At 71.5% G+C, this 16,851-nt stretch carries 16 protein-coding genes; 9 read left to right on the top strand and 7 right to left on the bottom strand.

What is annotated here, in order from left to right:
- Nucleotides 1-109: 109 nt before the first annotated feature.
- Complete coding sequence (locus tag J2S59_RS07665) at nt 110-1,279, bottom strand: alpha/beta hydrolase (protein WP_306824982.1); 1,170 nt, start codon at nt 1,277-1,279, stop codon at nt 110-112.
- 60 nt (nt 1,280-1,339) lie between these two features.
- Here J2S59_RS07665 and J2S59_RS07660 point away from each other — a divergent pair, with 60 nt between their 5' ends.
- The gene (locus J2S59_RS07660; protein ID WP_068121096.1) at nt 1,340-3,592 is read left to right on the top strand and encodes an RNA degradosome polyphosphate kinase; all 2,253 of its coding nucleotides are present in this window, start codon (nt 1,340-1,342) and stop codon (nt 3,590-3,592) included.
- A 101-nt stretch (nt 3,593-3,693) separates the two neighbouring features.
- On the opposite strand, the gene J2S59_RS07655 is transcribed toward J2S59_RS07660, so the two are convergent.
- Entirely contained in the window at nt 3,694-4,770 is a 1,077-nt protein-coding gene (locus J2S59_RS07655; protein WP_306824981.1) for a hypothetical protein, read from the bottom strand.
- 85 nt (nt 4,771-4,855) lie between these two features.
- Between J2S59_RS07655 and J2S59_RS07650 the strand changes: the two genes are divergently transcribed.
- The 6 genes from J2S59_RS07650 (at nt 4,856) to J2S59_RS07625 (ending at nt 11,450) form a co-directional block, all read left to right on the top strand.
- Nucleotides 4,856-5,764 (top strand): NUDIX hydrolase, encoded by a 909-nt coding sequence (locus J2S59_RS07650; protein ID WP_068120456.1) that lies wholly within the window; start codon nt 4,856-4,858, stop codon nt 5,762-5,764.
- Between the two features lie 124 nt (nt 5,765-5,888).
- The gene (gene pstS, locus J2S59_RS07645) at nt 5,889-6,998 is read left to right on the top strand and encodes a phosphate ABC transporter substrate-binding protein PstS (protein WP_068120454.1); all 1,110 of its coding nucleotides are present in this window, start codon (nt 5,889-5,891) and stop codon (nt 6,996-6,998) included.
- A 118-nt stretch (nt 6,999-7,116) separates the two neighbouring features.
- Nucleotides 7,117-8,085, top strand: a complete 969-nt coding sequence (gene pstC, locus J2S59_RS07640; RefSeq protein ID WP_306824980.1) for a phosphate ABC transporter permease subunit PstC — start codon at nt 7,117-7,119, stop codon at nt 8,083-8,085.
- A complete protein-coding gene (pstA, locus tag J2S59_RS07635; RefSeq protein ID WP_306824979.1) occupies nt 8,082-9,350 on the top strand; it encodes a phosphate ABC transporter permease PstA in 1,269 nt (422 codons plus the stop codon). Before pstC ends, pstA begins: the two co-directional genes overlap by 4 nt.
- A gap of 55 nt (nt 9,351-9,405) precedes the next feature.
- Nucleotides 9,406-10,185, top strand: coding sequence for a phosphate ABC transporter ATP-binding protein PstB (gene pstB, locus J2S59_RS07630; protein ID WP_068119666.1), 780 nt, complete (start codon nt 9,406-9,408; stop codon nt 10,183-10,185).
- Between the two features lie 188 nt (nt 10,186-10,373).
- Nucleotides 10,374-11,450, top strand: coding sequence for a putative endonuclease domain-containing protein (locus J2S59_RS07625; protein ID WP_068119664.1), 1,077 nt, complete (start codon nt 10,374-10,376; stop codon nt 11,448-11,450).
- An 89-nt stretch (nt 11,451-11,539) separates the two neighbouring features.
- On the opposite strand, the gene J2S59_RS07620 is transcribed toward J2S59_RS07625, so the two are convergent.
- From J2S59_RS07620 to J2S59_RS07605, 4 genes are all read right to left on the bottom strand, one after another.
- Nucleotides 11,540-12,568, bottom strand: a complete 1,029-nt coding sequence (locus tag J2S59_RS07620) for an inorganic phosphate transporter (RefSeq protein WP_068119663.1) — start codon at nt 12,566-12,568, stop codon at nt 11,540-11,542.
- A gap of 2 nt (nt 12,569-12,570) precedes the next feature.
- Nucleotides 12,571-13,188 (bottom strand): DUF47 domain-containing protein, encoded by a 618-nt coding sequence (locus tag J2S59_RS07615; RefSeq protein ID WP_068119661.1) that lies wholly within the window; start codon nt 13,186-13,188, stop codon nt 12,571-12,573.
- A gap of 266 nt (nt 13,189-13,454) precedes the next feature.
- Nucleotides 13,455-13,613 (bottom strand): hypothetical protein, encoded by a 159-nt coding sequence (locus J2S59_RS07610; protein ID WP_181641762.1) that lies wholly within the window; start codon nt 13,611-13,613, stop codon nt 13,455-13,457.
- A gap of 366 nt (nt 13,614-13,979) precedes the next feature.
- Nucleotides 13,980-14,183, bottom strand: a complete 204-nt coding sequence (locus tag J2S59_RS07605; RefSeq protein WP_028650227.1) for a cold-shock protein — start codon at nt 14,181-14,183, stop codon at nt 13,980-13,982.
- Nucleotides 14,184-14,499: 316 nt separating this feature from the next.
- On the opposite strand from J2S59_RS07605, the gene J2S59_RS07600 reads away from it, so the two are divergent.
- On the top strand, nt 14,500-16,068 hold the full coding sequence (locus J2S59_RS07600; RefSeq protein WP_306824978.1) for a VldE C-terminal domain-containing protein: 1,569 nt from the start codon (nt 14,500-14,502) through the stop codon (nt 16,066-16,068).
- A 10-nt stretch (nt 16,069-16,078) separates the two neighbouring features.
- Nucleotides 16,079-16,318 (top strand): carbon storage regulator CsrA, encoded by a 240-nt coding sequence (gene csrA, locus J2S59_RS07595; RefSeq protein ID WP_068120683.1) that lies wholly within the window; start codon nt 16,079-16,081, stop codon nt 16,316-16,318.
- Between the two features lie 98 nt (nt 16,319-16,416).
- Here the strand turns inward: csrA and fliW are convergent, their stop codons facing one another.
- On the bottom strand, nt 16,417-16,809 hold the full coding sequence (gene fliW / locus J2S59_RS07590) for a flagellar assembly protein FliW (protein WP_068120681.1): 393 nt from the start codon (nt 16,807-16,809) through the stop codon (nt 16,417-16,419).
- Nucleotides 16,810-16,851 lie beyond the last annotated feature (42 nt).

Raw genomic sequence — 16,851 nt, 5'->3', positions numbered from 1 at the left:
GTACCTTGTACACGTTCTTGCGCGACACGCCGACTGGAACGTCTACACAGCGGTGATTTCGCTACACGTGTAGCGAACTTGCGCCCGCTGCCACGACCTCGACCCCGCCCTACCCCACCAACCCCCGGCGGAGGGCGGTGGCGATGGCGGAGAGCGCGCCACGCGACTCACGACCACCCATGAGGTGGACGAAGGCGTGGATGAGGGGGGCGAAGCGCTGGTGGGTGACCTCGACGCCGGCGGCGCGCAGCTCCTCGACGAACCGCTCGCCCTCGTCGCGCAGGGGGTCGAAGCCGGCGGTGCAGACGTACGTCGGGGGTAGCCCCGCCAGCTCGGCGCGGTGCAGGTTCAGGCGCGGGTCGTCGGGGTCGGCGCTGCCGAGGTAGGCGGCCTCGGCGGCGTTCATGAAGTCCCGGGTGAGCAGGAAGCCCGCGTCGAAGAGCTTGCGGCTGCGCGACTCGCGGTCCGCCGCGAGCGCGCCCCAGTCGGTGACCGGATAGACCAGCAGCTGGTACGCCGGAGCCATCCCGGCCGCCACGGCCTCCAGGGACGCGACCGCAGCGAGGTAGGCGCCCGCGGAGTCGCCGCCGAGCGCGACCCTTTCGGGGTCGGCGCCGATGCCGGCGGCGTTGCGCAGCACCCAGCGGTACGCCGCGAAGGCGTCGTCGGCGCCCGCCGGGAACGGGTGCTCCGGCGCGAGCCGGTAGGCGACCGACAGCACGCGACAGCCGGCCTCCTCGGCGAGGACGCGGCACACTGCGTCGTGACTGTCGAGGTCGCCGCGGAGCATCCCGCCGCCGTGATACCAAATCAGCAGCGGGTCGGCCGTCCCCGAGAGCGGCGTGAGTCCACCGGGCACCTCGCTGGCGCGCAACAAGGCGCGGGGGATGTAGAGCCGGGCGTCCAGCGGCCCGGCGGCGCCGTCGACGACGAGGTCATGGGACCCACCGATCGGCGGGTTGCCGGAGGCCAGGCGCGCCTGGCGCACGAGGTCGCGGCGGGCCTCGTCGCTGGCGTGGTCCTCGGCGTCGAGGCCGTCCTCGCCCATCAGGCGCTGCAGCGCGAACAGCAGCTGGATCTCGGTCGCGAGCGTGAGCCCGTCCCGGACCACCGGGCGCCCCACCAGCCGGCGCTGCACCCCTTCGGGCAGGCCCATCAACCGCCGCAGCGCCACGCCCTGGACCACGTCACCGGCTGCCCCGAGCCGTCGTACGACCGCTCTCAACCGCTCGCTACCGGCAGCCGTGTCACCCGTCGCCCCGCCCACCCTGCTGCTCACGCGTCTCTCCTCGCCCACGGAGGTCTCCTGCTGTTCACCTGACAGTGTCACAGTGACTCTATGAGCCCCGAGACCTCGCCCGCCCCCCAAGACCTGCAGCCGACGGTGTCGGGGTCGCTGGAGGACGGGCCGCCGACCAGCCCGTTGCGCGCGGTGGGTGGCGACACGTTCGAGGTGGAGCCGCCGTACGTCGCGGATCTCGAGGCGGTGGACCTGGACACCGAGGGGTACGCCGACCGGTTCGCCGACCGCGAGCTGTCGTGGCTGCGCTTCAACCAGCGCGTGCTCGAGCTGTCGGAGGACGCCAGCCTGCCGCTGCTGGAGCGGGTGCGGTTCTCGGCGATCTTCACCTCCAACCTCGACGAGTTCTTCATGGTCCGGGTGGCCGGCCTCAAGCGGCGGATCGCCGCCGGTGTGGCGGTGCGCGCCGCCTCGGGGCTGCTCCCGCGCGAGGTGCTCGACCTGATCTGGCAGACCACCACCGAGCTCATGACCCGTCAGGCACGGGCGTTCCGTGAGGATCTCGTGCCCGCGCTCGAGGCCGAGGGCATCGCGCTGGTGCGCTGGCCGGACCTGACCAAGGACGAGCAGCGGCACTGCAAGCGACTGTTCAAGGACCGGATCTTCCCCGTCCTCACGCCGTTGGCCGTCGACCCAGCGCACCCCTTCCCCTACATCTCGGGGCTGTCGCTCAACCTCGCCGTCGTGGTCGGCAACCCCAAGACCGGTGAGGAGCATTTCGCGCGGGTGAAGGTGCCGCCGATCTTCCCGCGGTTCATCGGGCTGGGCGGGCAGCGGTTCGTGCCGCTCGAGGACGTCATCTCCGCGCACCTCAAGCGGCTCTTCCCCGGCATGACCGTCCTGGCCTCCCACTCCTTCCGGGTCACCCGCAACGAGGACCTCGAGGTCGAGGAGGACGACGCGGAGAACCTCCTCAAGGCGCTGGAGAAGGAGCTGCTGCGGCGCCGGTTCGGCCCGCCGGTGCGGCTCGAGGTGGAGGAGTCCATCGACGAGCACGTGCTCGACCTGCTGGTCAGCGAGCTCGACGTCGAGCGCAGCGAGGTGCTGCACCTGCCCGGACCCCTGGACCTGGGCGGGCTCAGCGACATCGCGGATCTGGACCGCGCGGACCTGAAGTTCCCGGCCGCCGTACCCGTCACCCACCACGCGCTGGCCGAGGTCGAGTCCGCGTCGCCGGTCGACATCTTCGCGGCGCTGTCGCGCGGCGACGTACTCCTGCACCACCCGTACCACTCGTTTGCCACATCCGTGCAGCGGTTCATCGAGCAGGCCGCGGCCGACCCGCACGTGCTGGCGATCAAGCAGACGCTCTACCGCACTTCCGGCGACTCACCGATCATCGACGCGCTCGTCGACGCCGCCGAGGCCGGCAAGCAGGTGCTGGTGATCGTGGAGATCAAGGCGCGCTTCGACGAGCAGGCCAACATCCGCTGGGCGCGCAAGCTGGAGCAGGCCGGGTGCCACGTGGTCTACGGGCTGGTCGGCCTGAAGACCCATTGCAAGCTGTCGATGGTGGTGCGCGACGAGGCGACCAACGGCGGTGGCATCCGGCGCTACACGCACATCGGCACCGGCAACTACAACCCCAAGACCGCGCGGCACTACGAGGACCTGGGCCTGCTCACCTGCGACGCCGGGATCGGCGAGGACGTCGCGCAGCTGTTCAACAACCTGTCGGGTTGGTCGCGCAACGCGTCGTACGACCGGCTGCTCGTCGCGCCCGGGTCCGTGCGCGACGGCCTGGTGGAGCGGATCCGGGCGGAGGTCGCCCATCACCGGGAAGGGCGTCCGGCGCGGATCCGGATCAAGGCCAACTCGGTGGTCGACGAGACGGTGATCGACGAGCTCTACCTCGCGTCGCGCGCCGGCGTGCCGGTCGACCTGTGGGTGCGCGGCATCTGCGCGCTTCGTCCGGGCGTGCCGGGGTTGTCGGAGACGATCCGGGTGCGCTCGATCCTGGGGCGGTTCCTCGAGCACTCGCGGGTCTTCTGGTTCGAGAAAGGGGGTGAACCCGAGGCGCTCATCGGCTCGGCCGACCTGATGCACCGCAACCTCGACCGGCGCGTCGAGGTGCTCGTGCCGCTCCCGCAGCGCCGGCTCGTGGAGGACGTCGGCGCGCTGCTCGATCTGGCCTTCGACGACGAAACCAACGCCTGGGAGCTCGCGGCGGACGGGAGCTGGCGGCGTACCAATGGCACCCAGCACCTGCACGAGATCCTCATCCGTGTGCACCGTGCGCGTCGCCCGCGGGCCGAGAAGCAGCGGTTGGGTACCCGGGCGCGACGGAGCTAGGCACCGGCCGGGGAGGGACTGTGTACACGTTCTTGCGCGACACGCCGACTGGAACGTGTACAAGGATCAAGTTTCGCTACACGTGTAGTGAAACTGGGGGCTCAGCAGGTCGCGAAGGACACCGGCCCGCGGGTGACCTCGGTGAGGACGCCGTCGGCGGTACGGCGGGGGCGCAGCTGCAGGCGGACGACGTCGCCGTCCCGGTCGGCGGTGGCGGCGAACCGCTCGGCCCACGAGCCCCCCTTGCCGACGGCGTCGGCTTGCGCGAGGGCGAGGCGGGCGGAGCTGTCGCGGGCGGCGCGGTCGTCGGACTCGTAGCCGAGGGCGGCGACCAGGTCGCGCGGGGCGTAGCGGGCCACCGCCATCCCCGCGAGCGGGCCGACGCCACCAGCTTCCTCGACGAGCTGCTCGACCACGGGGATCTCGGAGTCGTCGGCCTGCGCCATCGCCAGGTCCTCGCACACGAAGTCGGTGGGCCAGAGCACGGCGTTGGTCGGCTCGTCCTCGCCGAGGGCACCGAGCAGCCGGGAGGCGCCCCCGGTGTCGGCGAGGCTCTCGCCCCCGTCGAGCAGCAACTCGGCGGCCTTGTCGAGGAACTCCGGCTCGTCGCTGGCCAGCACCCACCCGTCGGCGACCAGCACGTTGCGCAGCAGCACCGACAGCGACGGTCCGGCCAGCCCGAGCACGTCGTCGTCACCGCGCCAGATCTCCTCGGCTCCCGGCCCGCCGGACGGCTCGGCGTACCCGAGCCCCGCCAGCTTCTCCTCGATCACGGCCGGATCGGCGTCCTCGCCGAGCCGCAGCGCGACCACCGCGCCGTCGCGGCCCTGGCCGATCACCTCGGTCTCGACGTCGAGCGGCGAGAACCCGTACGCCGACCCCAACGTCACCGTCGCCTCCCAGAGCCCGGACGTGGCGATCAGGTCGGCGTCGAAGGCCCGGTCGAGGAAGTCCTGGACCTCGGCCTCGTCCGCACCCGCATCGATGCCACGGCCCACCTCGGCTCGCACGGCCGCCCAGTCGGTGAAGCTCACCCGCTCCGCCGTACCCGGCAGCACCCCCACCGCCTCGCCCAGCCGGGTCGCGGGTCCGCGGGTGAGCACCCACGCCACGCCGGCGGCGAGCACGACAGCGAGCACGACGGCCAGCGCCACGAGCAGTCGTGTCCGCCGCCCCATCGTTCACCCATCCTTCGCCGCCGCTTGTGCCGCTGCTCCTCGACCTGACCCCGCGCGGGGGCCGTCGGGCTGTGACACTAGCGCCATGCCCCACGAGCCCGAGGCGGACGAGACGGCGATCCACGCCGCCGGTGCGGTGATCGCGGCTCCCCGCAAACGGGTGCTGCTGGTGCACCGCCCCAAGTACGACGACTGGTCCTTCCCGAAGGGCAAGGTCGACCCCGGCGAGCACGTCACGACCACCGCCGTCCGCGAGGTCGGCGAGGAGACCGGCCTGCACGTGCGCCTCGGCGTACCTCTGCCCGCGCAGCGCTACCCCGTCGCGACCGACGACGGCGTGCGCGAGAAGGTCGTGCACTACTGGGCAGCGCGGGTGCACGGTGACGACGACATCTCCGGCTACCGGCCCAACGCGGAGATCGACGAGGTCGCCTGGGTGCCGTACGACGAGGCGCGCGAGCGCCTGACCCACGAGCGGGACCGCGAGCTGCTGGAGCAGTGGTACCCCCTGCGCAAGCGCACCCGCACCCTCCTCGTCCTGCGCCACGCCACCGCGATGGGCCGCAGCAGCTGGAACGGACCCGACCCCGACCGCCCGCTCACCGAGCGCGGGTCGCTGCAGGCGCACGAGCTCGTGCCGGTGCTGGCGGCGTACGGGATCGAACGGATCGTAAGCTCGCCCAGCCGGCGGTGCGCCGAGACCGTCACGCCGTACGCCGACGCGACCGGCACCGACATCGACTGGCAGGAGGCGCTCAGCGAGGAGGGCACCTCCCGCGAGGGGGTCGAGGCGATCGTCGCCGCGGCGTACGACGCCCCCGAGCGCCACGTCGCGCTGTGCACCCACCGCCCGGTGCTGCCCCGGGTGCTGCGGGCGGTGGGTGAGCCCTACGAGCCGCTCGAGGCGGCCGGGATGCTGGTCGTGCACCACCGCACCAACAGCCGCGGCGTCCGCACCGTCGTCGCCGTCGAACACCACGTGCCACGCCGGTGACCTGCGGGTCCTCCCGCAATCGCCCGCTCCTGTTCACCTCGCGTTCACCATCGGCCCGGCAACGCGTCACCTGGTCTCCCTACCTTCCGAAGTGACAAGCCCACCAGTCACAGGAGAAGCTCACGTGAAGACCACTCTTCGCCGCGCGGCCAAGCCCGGCCTGGCCGTCCTGGCCCTCAGTGTCGCCCTGACCGCGTGCAGCGCGGCCAACGAGGAGGGGGACACCAACAACGCCGGTTCCGGCGACGACAACGGCAGCAGCCTCTCGGGCACCCTCAACGGTGCCGGCGCCAGCTCCCAGGAGGCCGCGATGGGCGCCTGGCGCGCCGGCTTCCAGACCGCCAACGGCGGCGTCACCGTCAACTACGACCCCGTCGGCTCCGGCGGCGGCCGCGAGCAGTTCATCGCCGGCGGCGTGCAGTTCGCGGGCACCGACTCGCTGCTCGACGAGGACGAGCTCACCGCGGCTGCCGAGCAGTGCGGCGCCGACCCGATCATCATCCCCAGCTACGTCAGCCCGATCGCGATCATCTACAACGTCGACGGCGTCGACGACCTGAAGCTGGACGGCCCGACCCTGGCCGGCATCTTCGCCGGCGAGATCACCAAGTGGAACGACCCGGCGATCGTCGCGACCAACCCCGACGCCGACCTGCCCGACGGTGACATCACCGCTGTCCACCGCGCCGACGACTCCGGCACCACCGACAACTTCACCGCCTACCTCGAGGCCGTCGCGCCCGACGTGTGGACCTACGGTGAGGTCGGCGAGTGGCCGATCACGCACGGCGAGGCTGCCCCGCAGACCTCCGGCGTCGTCTCCGCGGTGAGCAACGGCTCCAACACCATCGGGTACGCCGACGCCAGCCAGGCCGGCGACCTCGGTCAGGTCCAGGTCCAGGTCGGCGAGGACTTCGTCGGTCCCTCCGCCGAGGCCGCGGCCAAGGTCCTCGAGGTCTCCCCCGAGGCCGAGGGCCAGGGCGAGAACGCCATGGCCTACGACCTGGCTCGCGACACCGAGGAGTCGGGCGCCTACCCGATCGTGCTCACCTCCTACCTGCTCGCGTGCGCGTCGTACGACGACGCCAACCAGGCCGAGCTGGTCAAGGGCTTCTTGACCTACCTGGTCTCCGACGACGGCCAGCAGGCCGCGGCCGACGCCGCCGGCTCCGCGCCGCTGTCGGACACGCTGCAGGACGAGGCCGAGGCCCTGATCGAGCAGATCGGCAGCTGAGCACCATCCATCGCACCGCGCTCCGCGCCGCCGGGAACACCCGGCGGCGCGGACCCGCGTCCGCACCCGTGAGCCCCGCACCCCGTCACACCGCACCAGGCCCGAAGGAGCACTCCGCGTGAGCGCACCGACCACCACCCCGCCGGCCCCCGCGCCGGGGGCCCGCCACAGCTCGCCGAGGAAGAAGCGTCGCCTCGGCGATGTCCTGTTCGGCGGTGCCACCCGCGTCGCCGCCGGCACCATCCTGGTCGCGCTGGCCGGGGTGGCGATCTTCTTGACCGTCGAGGGGTTCCCGGCCCTCTCCGCCGACGCCTCGCACCTGGCCGGCGAGTCGACGTTCGTCGCCTACGCCTGGCCGCTGCTGTTCGGCACGCTGCTCGCGGCGCTCATCGCGCTGCTCATCGCCACGCCCCTGGCGATCGGCGTCGCGCTGTCGATCTCGCACTACGCCCCGCGCCGGATCGCACACTTCGTCGGCTACGTGATCGACCTGCTGGCCGCCGTGCCCAGCGTCGTCTACGGGCTGTGGGGGGCCAACGTGCTCGGCCCGGCGATGGTGCCGGTCTACCGCTGGCTGTCCGAGCACCTCGGCTTCATCCCGCTCTTCGCCGGCCCCGCCTCCGGTGGCGGTCGCACCATGCTGACCGCCGGCATGGTCCTGGCGATCATGGCGCTGCCGATCATCACCGCGATCTGCCGCGAGATCTTCGCGCAGACCCCGCGCCTGCACGAGGAGGCGGCACTCGCCCTCGGCGCCACGCGCTGGGAGATGATCAAGATGGCCGTCTTCCCCTACTCCCGCTCGGGCATCGTCTCCGCCGTCATGCTCGGACTCGGGCGCGCACTGGGTGAGACGATGGCCGTCGCCCTGGTGCTGTCGGCCTTCCGGATCGTCAGCTTCGACCTGGTCTCCGGCACCGCCCCCAGCACGATCGCGGCCAACATCGCCCTCAGCTTCCCCGAGGCCACCGGCGTCGGCGTCAACGTGCTCATCGCCACCGGCCTGGTGCTGTTCCTCATCACCTTCGCCGTGAACTTCACCGCGCGGCTCATCGTCGCGCGCAGCGAGAAGGGACTGGTCCGATGACCGGCGACCCCGCCCGGACCGAGGAACGCGACGTGCCCGGCACCGGCCCGGCGGACTTCTCCTCCGTCGCCGGTTCCGCGCCCGGCCGCGCCACCGTCGAGACCGGCCCCGGCGAGTCGAGCGTCGACGAGTCCGATGTCGCGTCGTCGACCGACGAGACGGCCGCCCCCGGCGCAGCCGTGACCGACGGCTCCGCTCCGAGCGGGACCACCCCCGCCGTACGCCGGGGGGAGCTGTCGCTCAAGGCCCCGAAGCTGCCGCGTTGGGCACCCGGTCTGAGCGCGCTCGTCGCGGCGGCCGCGAGCGCGCTGGTCGCGCTGATGCTCGGCTGGGGCCCCATCGCGTTCGGCGTGGTGGCGGCGGTGTTGTACGCCGTCGGCCTGCCGACCTGGGCGATGCTGGTCGAGAACCGACGCGCTGCGACGGACCGGCTCGTCACGACCCTGGTGTGGAGCGCGTTCGCGATCGCGCTGGTCCCGCTGGTGTCGCTGACCTGGACCGTGGTCAGCAAGGGCGCACCGGCATTCTCGGCCGAGTTCTTCACCTACTCGATGCGCAACGTCGTCGGCGAGGGCGGCGGCATCTACCACGCCGTCGTCGGCACCCTGCTGATCACGGGCATGGCCGCAGTGCTGTCGATCCCGATCGGGCTGATGACGGCGATCTACCTGGTGGAGTACGGCGCGGGTCGCCGCCCGGCGCGGGTGATCAACTTCCTCGTCGACGTCATGACCGGCATCCCCTCGATCGTCGCGGGCCTGTTCGCGTTCGCGCTGTTCGCGATCTTCTTCGGCCCCGGTGTCCGGATGGGCTTCGGCGGCTCGGTCGCGCTGTCGGTGCTGATGATCCCCGTCGTTGTGCGCTCGTGCGAGGAGATGCTGAAGCTGGTCCCCAACGAGCTGCGCGAGGCGGCGTACGCCCTGGGGGTGCCGAAGTGGCGCACCATCGTCAAGGTCGTGCTGCCCACCTCGATGGCCGGCATCGTCACCGGCGTCATGCTCGCGATCGCGCGCGTGGCCGGTGAGACCGCGCCGCTGCTGGTGATCGCCGGCGCGACCGACTCCGTCAACTTCGACCTGTTCGGCGAGCGGATGATGACGCTGCCGGTGTTCGCCTACTACTCCTACATGCAGCCCGGCGTGCCGCCGGAGTTCGGCGTCGAGCGCGCGTGGGGAGCCGCACTGGCCCTCATCATCATCGTGATGGCGCTCAACCTGCTCGGCCGGCTGCTCGGCCGGCTCTTCGCCCCCAAGACCGGGCGCTGACGCGCCCACCTGAACCTGCTGTATCGCCAGCCCCACCCGAGAGGAACCACCTGTCATGGCCAAGAGCATCGAGGTCACCGACCTCGACATCTACTACGGCGACTTCAAGGCCGTCGAGGGCGTCACGATGTCGATCCCCGCCCGGTCGGTGACCGCGTTCATCGGCCCGTCCGGCTGCGGCAAGTCCACCTTCCTGCGCTCGCTGAACCGCATGCACGAGGTCATCCCCGGCGCACGCGTCGAGGGCAAGGTCGTCATGGGCGGCCAGGAGCTCTATGGCAGCGACGTCGACCCGGTGGAGGTACGCCGCCAGGTCGGCATGGTCTTCCAGCGGCCGAACCCGTTCCCGACGATGTCGATCTACGAGAACGTCCTCGCCGGCAACCGGCTCAACGCCAAGCGGATGAAGAAGGCGGAAGCCGACGACATCGTCGAGCGCGCCCTGCGCGGCGCGAACCTGTGGAACGAGGTGCACGACCGGCTCAACAAGCCGGGCGCCGGCCTCTCGGGCGGTCAGCAGCAGCGGCTGTGCATCGCCCGCGCCATCGCCGTCCAGCCCCAGGTCCTGCTCATGGACGAGCCCTGCTCCGCCCTCGACCCGATCTCGACCTCGGCCATCGAGGACCTGATCCACGAGCTGCAGACCGAGTACACGATCGTCATCGTCACCCACAACATGCAGCAGGCCGCCCGGGTCTCCGAGGACACCGCGTTCTTCAACCTCGCCGGCGCCGGCAAGCCCGGGCGGCTCGTGGAGATGAACCCCACCAAGAAGATCTTCTCCGTCCCCGACGACCCCTCCACCGAGGCCTACATCTCCGGCCGCTTCGGCTGAGCACTGCCCCCAACCCCCGACACTCCCCTACCTGAGCGCGCGCCTCAGCACGACCTGACGACGCTCACGTAGGGGAGTGTCGCGCTCCGGGGCCGCCTACGGTCCCCCGCGTACGTCGGCGGTGGAGTTTCCACAGCCGCAGTAACGGACCACCCGCGACAGCGGGCAGCGCCTCACCCTCGGTCGGCATGTCCACCCCGATCTCGCCGCTCCACGAACCGTACCCGCGGCCGCCGTACCTCGAGCACCCGTACGCCGGCCAGCTGCGCGTGCCGGTCCGCCCCGACCTGAACGGGCTCACCGGTCCGACGCCCGGCGCAGCTCGGGGTCCGCAGTGGCGGCGTACGTCGCACGGCCGGTTCGTCCCCGCCGCCACCCCGCAGTCCACCGAGCAACTCACGCTCGAGGCGGCATTCGCCCTCCCGCGGTCGGTCTGGACCCGGCCAGACCCGGTGGACGGCGAGCAGGGTGGGGTCATCGGATGGGCGGCTCTCCGGTGGTACGGCGCCCGCTGGTTCGACGGAGCCCTCGACGGGACGGAGCCGATCACCCTCGCGACCCGGGGCCGCACCTCCCGCGGACGCCCCGGCATCGCGGTGTGCGAGGACCGGTTCATCGGCACGGACTTCACCCGCTCACTCGGCATCCCGATGGCCACACCGACCGCCGCGACCTGGCACGCAGCCGCTCACGCGGACAACGTCTGGGCGGCGACCCGCATCCTCGACATGGCGGCGTACGACGGGCTGATCGACCTCGCCGCGTTCGCCGAGTACGTCACGCGCAAGGTCACGTGGACCGGCGTACCCCAAGTGCGAGAAGCCCTTACCCTCGCCAGCGCCAACTCGTGGTCGCCCCAAGAGACGACCACACGACTCGTGTGGGTGTTGCTCGCCGGGCTACCGCCGGTACTCCCCAACTGCCCGGTCTTCGACGAACGGCGTCGGCTGCTCGCGGTGGTGGACCTGCTCGAACCGATCAGCGGTCTGGTCGTGGAGTACGACGGACGCCACCACCTGGACCTCGACCAACGACACCTCGACATCGGCCGGCACGAGGAACTGCTCGCCCACGGCCTGCGCCCCCTGGTCGTCGTCTCCCGCGATCTGGATCAGCCACACGAGTTGGCGCACCGCTTCCGTATGGCCTACGCCGCTCGGCTGGACGAGATGCCGCGACGGCGCTGGACGCTCGAGCGCCCACCCGGGTGGACCGTCCGACACCCCAGCCGCCTGCGCGCGCAGCGTCTGCTGTCGGCCGGCTGACCGCGCCACACGCGCGTCACTCCCCTACGTGAGCGTCGTCCGACCAGCATCAGCACGACGCTCACGTAGGGGAGTGACGAGGGGCAGGCTTAGGGCAGGACCTCGATCAGGTAGTGCGCGACCCAGTAGAACACCGCGGCGACGGAGGCGGCGGCGGGGAAGGTGAGGACCCAGGCCATCACGATCGAGCGGGCCACACCCCAGCGCACGGCGGAGAACCGCTTGGTCGCGCCCACGCCCATGACCGCGGAGGTGATGGTGTGGGTGGTGGAGATCGGGGCGCTGAAGGCGAAGGCGGTGGTGTAGAGGACACCGGCCGCGACCGTCTCGGCGGCGAAGCCGCGGGCGGGGTCGAGGTGGATGATCCGGCGCCCCAGGGTGCGCATGATGCGCCAGCCGCCGGAGTAGGTGCCCAGCGAGATCGCGGCCGCGGCGGAGAAGATCACCCAGAACGGCAGCGGGTCGCCGGAGGAGACGTAGCCTCCGGCCAGCAGCGCTAGGAAGATCACGCCCATCGTCTTCTGGGCGTCCTGCAGGCCGTGACCCAGCGCCATGGCGGCCGCCGAGATCGTCTGCAGGAAGCGGAAGCGTCGCTGGGTGCGGTGCGGGTTGGCCTTCCGGAAGATCCACATGATCGCGAGCATCAACAAGAACGCGACCGCGAAGCCGAACAGCGGCGACGCCACCATCGGGATGATGATCTTGTCGAGGATGACGTCCCACTTCACCGAGGCGAACGGCGCGTCGTGGAGCAGGCCGTAGCCCATCGCGGCCCCGACCAGACCACCGATCAGGGCGTGGGAGGACGACGACGGCAGGCCGTAGTACCAGGTGATCATGTTCCAGGTGATCGCACCGACCAGGCCGGCCATCACCACGACCAGGCCGGCGACCGCCTCCTCAGGTGGGGTGATCACCTCGGCCACGGTCTCGGCGACTCGCTGGCCGAGGAAGGCACCGACGAAGTTCATCACCGCCGCCATGGCGAGGGCGACCCGCGGGGTCAGCGCGCGCGTCGACACCGAGGTGGCGATCGCGTTCGCGGCGTCGTGGAAACCGTTGGTGTAGTCGAAGACCAACGCGATCACGACGACCGCGATGACGATGCCGAGCTCCACGCTCAGGACTCCTTGACGGCGATCTGCTCGATGGTGTTCGCGACGGTCTCGAACGCGTCAGCGGCGCTCTCGAGCGCGTCGACGATGTCCTTCAGCTTCAACACCTCGAGGGCGTCGTAGGACCCGCTGAACAACTTGGCCAGGATGCGGCGGTACGCCTTGTCACCGGTGTTCTCCAACCGGTTGACCTCGATCCAGTACTCCTCGAGGTCCGACATCGTCTTCAGCCGCGGCATCGACTCGGCAGTCAGGTCGGCGCAGCGCTGCAACACCTCGACCTGCTCGGCGAGCTCCGACGGCAGGTCGCCGACCTCGTAGAGGACCATCAGGTCGATGGCCTCCTCCATGAAGTCCATGACGTCGTCGAGGCTCGAGGCGAGGCTGTAGATGTCCTCACGGTCGAACGGCGTGACGAACGTCGAGTTCACCCGCTTGACGATGTCGTGCGTCGTCTCGTCAGCGGCGTGCTCGGCGCGGCGCATGCGCTCGGCGATCTCGTGCCGATCGGCACCGTCGGCGAGGACCTCGGCCAGGAGCGACGCCCCTTCGACGAGGTGCTTGGCCGACGTGGTGAACAAGTCGTAGAAGGTGCTGTCCACCGGGCGGAAACGGAAACCCACAACGAACTCCTGTCGAACGGGTTGGAAACCGCGGGCCATGCTAGGGGTCGAATCGTCGTCGAGCACAACCCGCCACCCCGTACGCCGTACGCCGGCGCCACCGGCTCTCCCGGTCTCATCGGCGTGTCGCGCGCGACGCGCAGACAGCGCCCGCGGTACCGACCCGTTAGCAGGCATGCAGCGCTACCGCCCAGGTGTCGTCGCTCACCTGGCGGCAGGAATGCGGGTGCGCCGCGCCCGTGGCCGGAACGGGTCGGCCCCGAGGGTCAGCCCGTGGGCGGGAGCCCCAGCACCTCGTCGATCTGCGCCTGGCTGAGATCGTCGGTGCCGGTGGCCGCGATCATCAGGTTGGTGGTCATCTCGACCTCGTCGAGTAGCTCGGGGTCCTCGAGAGGCACGTCGAACGTCGAGTCGGACATGCTCACCCCTGCCTTCCTTGGTCCAGGCGGCGCGAGGCCGCTGCGAACCGCCGATCCCCCACCGGCGGTGCTGCCCATTATCTCCTCGGCACCAAGCCCTGCACATAGTCCGACCGAAGGGGGCCGCGATGGCCCCCACGCCCCATCGGCCGCGGAGTCCCGTCCGCCACACCCGTCCCACTCGTCGTACGAAACCGGGCGTTCGGGGCGTCAGTTTCGTTCGGCCAGCGGGCGTGTCGTTAGTCGGGCGGTGAAACTGCGCCCCCTCCACCCTTCCCCCACACACAACGACACCGGGGCCCCGACCTCACGGTCGGGACCCCGGTGCTCGAATGCCGTCGTGACCCTCGCGGGTCGGCTCAGACCCGGAGGTCAGAGAGGACGGACGTTCTCCGCCTGCGGGCCCTTCGGGCCCTGGGTGACGTCGAACTCAACCTTCTGGTTCTCGTCGAGGGACTTGTAGCCCTGCGACTGGATCGCCGAGTAGTGCACGAAGACGTCGTCGCCGCCGTCCTCCTGCGCGATGAAGCCGAAGCCCTTCTCAGCGTTGAACCACTTAACGGTGCCCTGAGCCATGTGCTCGTTCACTCCTTGTGTTGCGGGCGAGAGATCGCCACTTCGGCGACCCCACATCGGAAGCGTGAAACGTCGTCCCACCTCACAAGAGCAGTCGAGCTGTTCACGAGAAGAAACGCCGTCGGATTCACTGGAACACTCCGCGGGCGTTGACCTGCTGGTGTGCTTCCGATGCACTCGTGAGACTACCAACTTCGCGCAGGGAGTCCAGCCTCCGCCGGGTGAACTTGCGGTGACCTGGCGCCAACCCCGCGCGCCGTCGTCCAGAACCCGCAGAACCGGTCAGGAATCGGACATTCCGGCCGATCGCTCCCCTGTGTCCCGTCCCGTTCGGCTGACGATCCCCCTCGCCCTCGCCACCCTCCTCGTCACCCTCCTCGCCACCCTCCTGGTCGCGACCCCCGTCCCCAGCGTCGCGGCGCCGGTCGAGGAGCTCGCCCACCACGATCCGCAGCGCACCTGCGCCGCGAGTGCCGGCCCCGGGACGACGTACCTGCTCGGCTGGCTGACCCGCACCTACGGCGGACGTCCCGGCGGCACCCTGCGCGACTGCGCCTCCGGCGGCGCCTCGGAGCACAAGGACGGCCGGGCCCTGGACTGGAGCCTGGACGCCCGCGACGCGCGCGACCGCACCGCCGCAACCCGCTTCCTCACCGCCCTCGCCGCACCCGACGCCCGCGGCAACGTCGCGGCGCTGGGTCGCCGCATGGGCGTGATGTACGTGATCTGGGACGACCGGATCTACTCCTCCCACCGCGGGTTCCGCGCCGCGCCCTACGTCCACGCTGCCTGCCCGCGCCGCAAGGGCTGCTCGCCCACGCTGCGCCACCGCGACCACGTGCACATCTCGCTGTCGCGCGCGGGTGCGGCCGCCCAGACCTCGTTCTTCCGCGCCCGCGGCGTCCCGCGCGTCCCCGTCCTCGTGCCCGGCACCCACCGGCTCGACCCGGTCGCGACGGCCGTCCACACCGTCGAGGTGCGTCCCGGCTCGTCGGTGCGTACGCCGTTCCGGGTGCAGCGTGGCACGACGTACCGGCTCGTGGCCGAGGGTCGCTACCGCTACGGCGCCGGCGCCCGGGTGGCCGACGCCGCCTGCGTGTGGTCGGCCGGCCGGTGGGCACCCCAGAGCGCGGGTCTGCAGCTCAACGGCACCAGCCCGTGGGTCGCCGGCCCCGCCGACGGCGGCGCGGACGGCACGCCGGACTGCACCTCCGCACGCGGCGACGGCGTCCACGAGGTGCTCTGGAAGCCACGCCGCTCCGGCCCGGTCACGCTCACGCTGGGTCGTGGCGGGCGCGCCGCCTCGGGAGCGGTCCGGTTGCATTTCGTCGCCGCCCACCTGCCTGCCGCCACCGCTGCCACCAGCCTGGGCCGCGGCGCGCCGGCGTACCGCCCAGCCCCACGTCCCGCCGCCCGACCCGGACCCGGCGCGCGACGACTGCGCACCGAGACGGTCGCGCTGCCCGCCCGGGCCGCCACCGGCGTGCGCACCACGCGCGCACTGCGCCGCGGCCAGCGCTACCGCGTCGTCGTCACCGGCGTCGCCGAGCGTGGCGGGATCACGTACGACGGCGCCTGCGTGCGGTACGCCGGCCGGATGCGTCCCCAGCACTCACTCGACCTCACCCGCCCCGACGCCGACCACTTCGCACTGCACGTGCACGGCGTCGCCGTGCCGCTGCGCCCGCGCGGCACCACGGGTGCAGGCAGCTGCTCGGCCACGCACACCTATGTCGGCACCTTCCGCGCACCGGTCCGGGGCCGGGCGCGCGTGCGGGTCTGGGACCCGCGGACCGCCCCGCAGGCCGCGGCCGGCGCGCTGAGCGTGCGGATCACCGCGGTCGGTCGAATCCGACAGCAGCAACGGGGCACGTCTGCCCTGTAGCGTGGCGGCCATGCTGGTTCTCAGCCGCCGCGTGGGCGAGTCGATCGTGATCGGTGACGACGTCACCGTCACGGTCCTCGAGGTGCGCGGCGACGTGGTGCGCATCGGCATCGACGCCCCGCGCTCCGTGACGGTGCACCGCGCCGAGCTGCTCGCCGAGCTCGCGGAGTCCAACGTGGCCGCCGCCTCGCCCAGCGAGGACGCGATCGCCTCCCTGGCGCGCGCGGTCAAGAACCGCGACCGGAGCTGAGCAGCACTACCTCGACGAGCACTGGACATGGGCCGCAAGGACCCGCGCGACTCATCGCGGCAAGTGGCCAGTTGCCGTACGGCGTACGGCGGTCCCGCTCAGGACGCGAGCAGGGGAGCGCGCACGGGCAGGTCCTCGGCGAGGACCACCTGCGCGGCGCGGCGGGTGACTGTGTTGATCACGACCGGCGCCAGGAGGTTGGCGGTCGAGTCCGACAGCCCGTCACCGGGGTTGACGATCACCAGCACGAGCGCGTCGTCCGGGGCGGTGATGCCGAGGGCCCCGGCGACCTCGTCGTCGATCTCGGGCGCGTAGCTCGGGAAGAACGACGCCGGGGGCACCACGAGGAAGCGCAGCGGCGCGGCATCGTCGAGGCCCTGGAGCGCGCACAGCACCCCGTCGTCGTCGAGGCGCACGAGCGCGAAGTGTCGGTGGTCGGGGAAGCCGGGAAAGGGCTCGACCAGCTCGATCACCGGCAGCTCTTCGGCCACGTGCGCGCTCTCCTCCTCAGGATTCGGGGACGGTGCCGTCCG

This window comes from Nocardioides massiliensis, assembly GCF_030811215.1.
GTDB lineage: Bacteria > Actinomycetota > Actinomycetes > Propionibacteriales > Nocardioidaceae > Nocardioides_A > Nocardioides_A massiliensis.
This window is presented reverse-complemented; position numbering and strand designations above follow the sequence as displayed.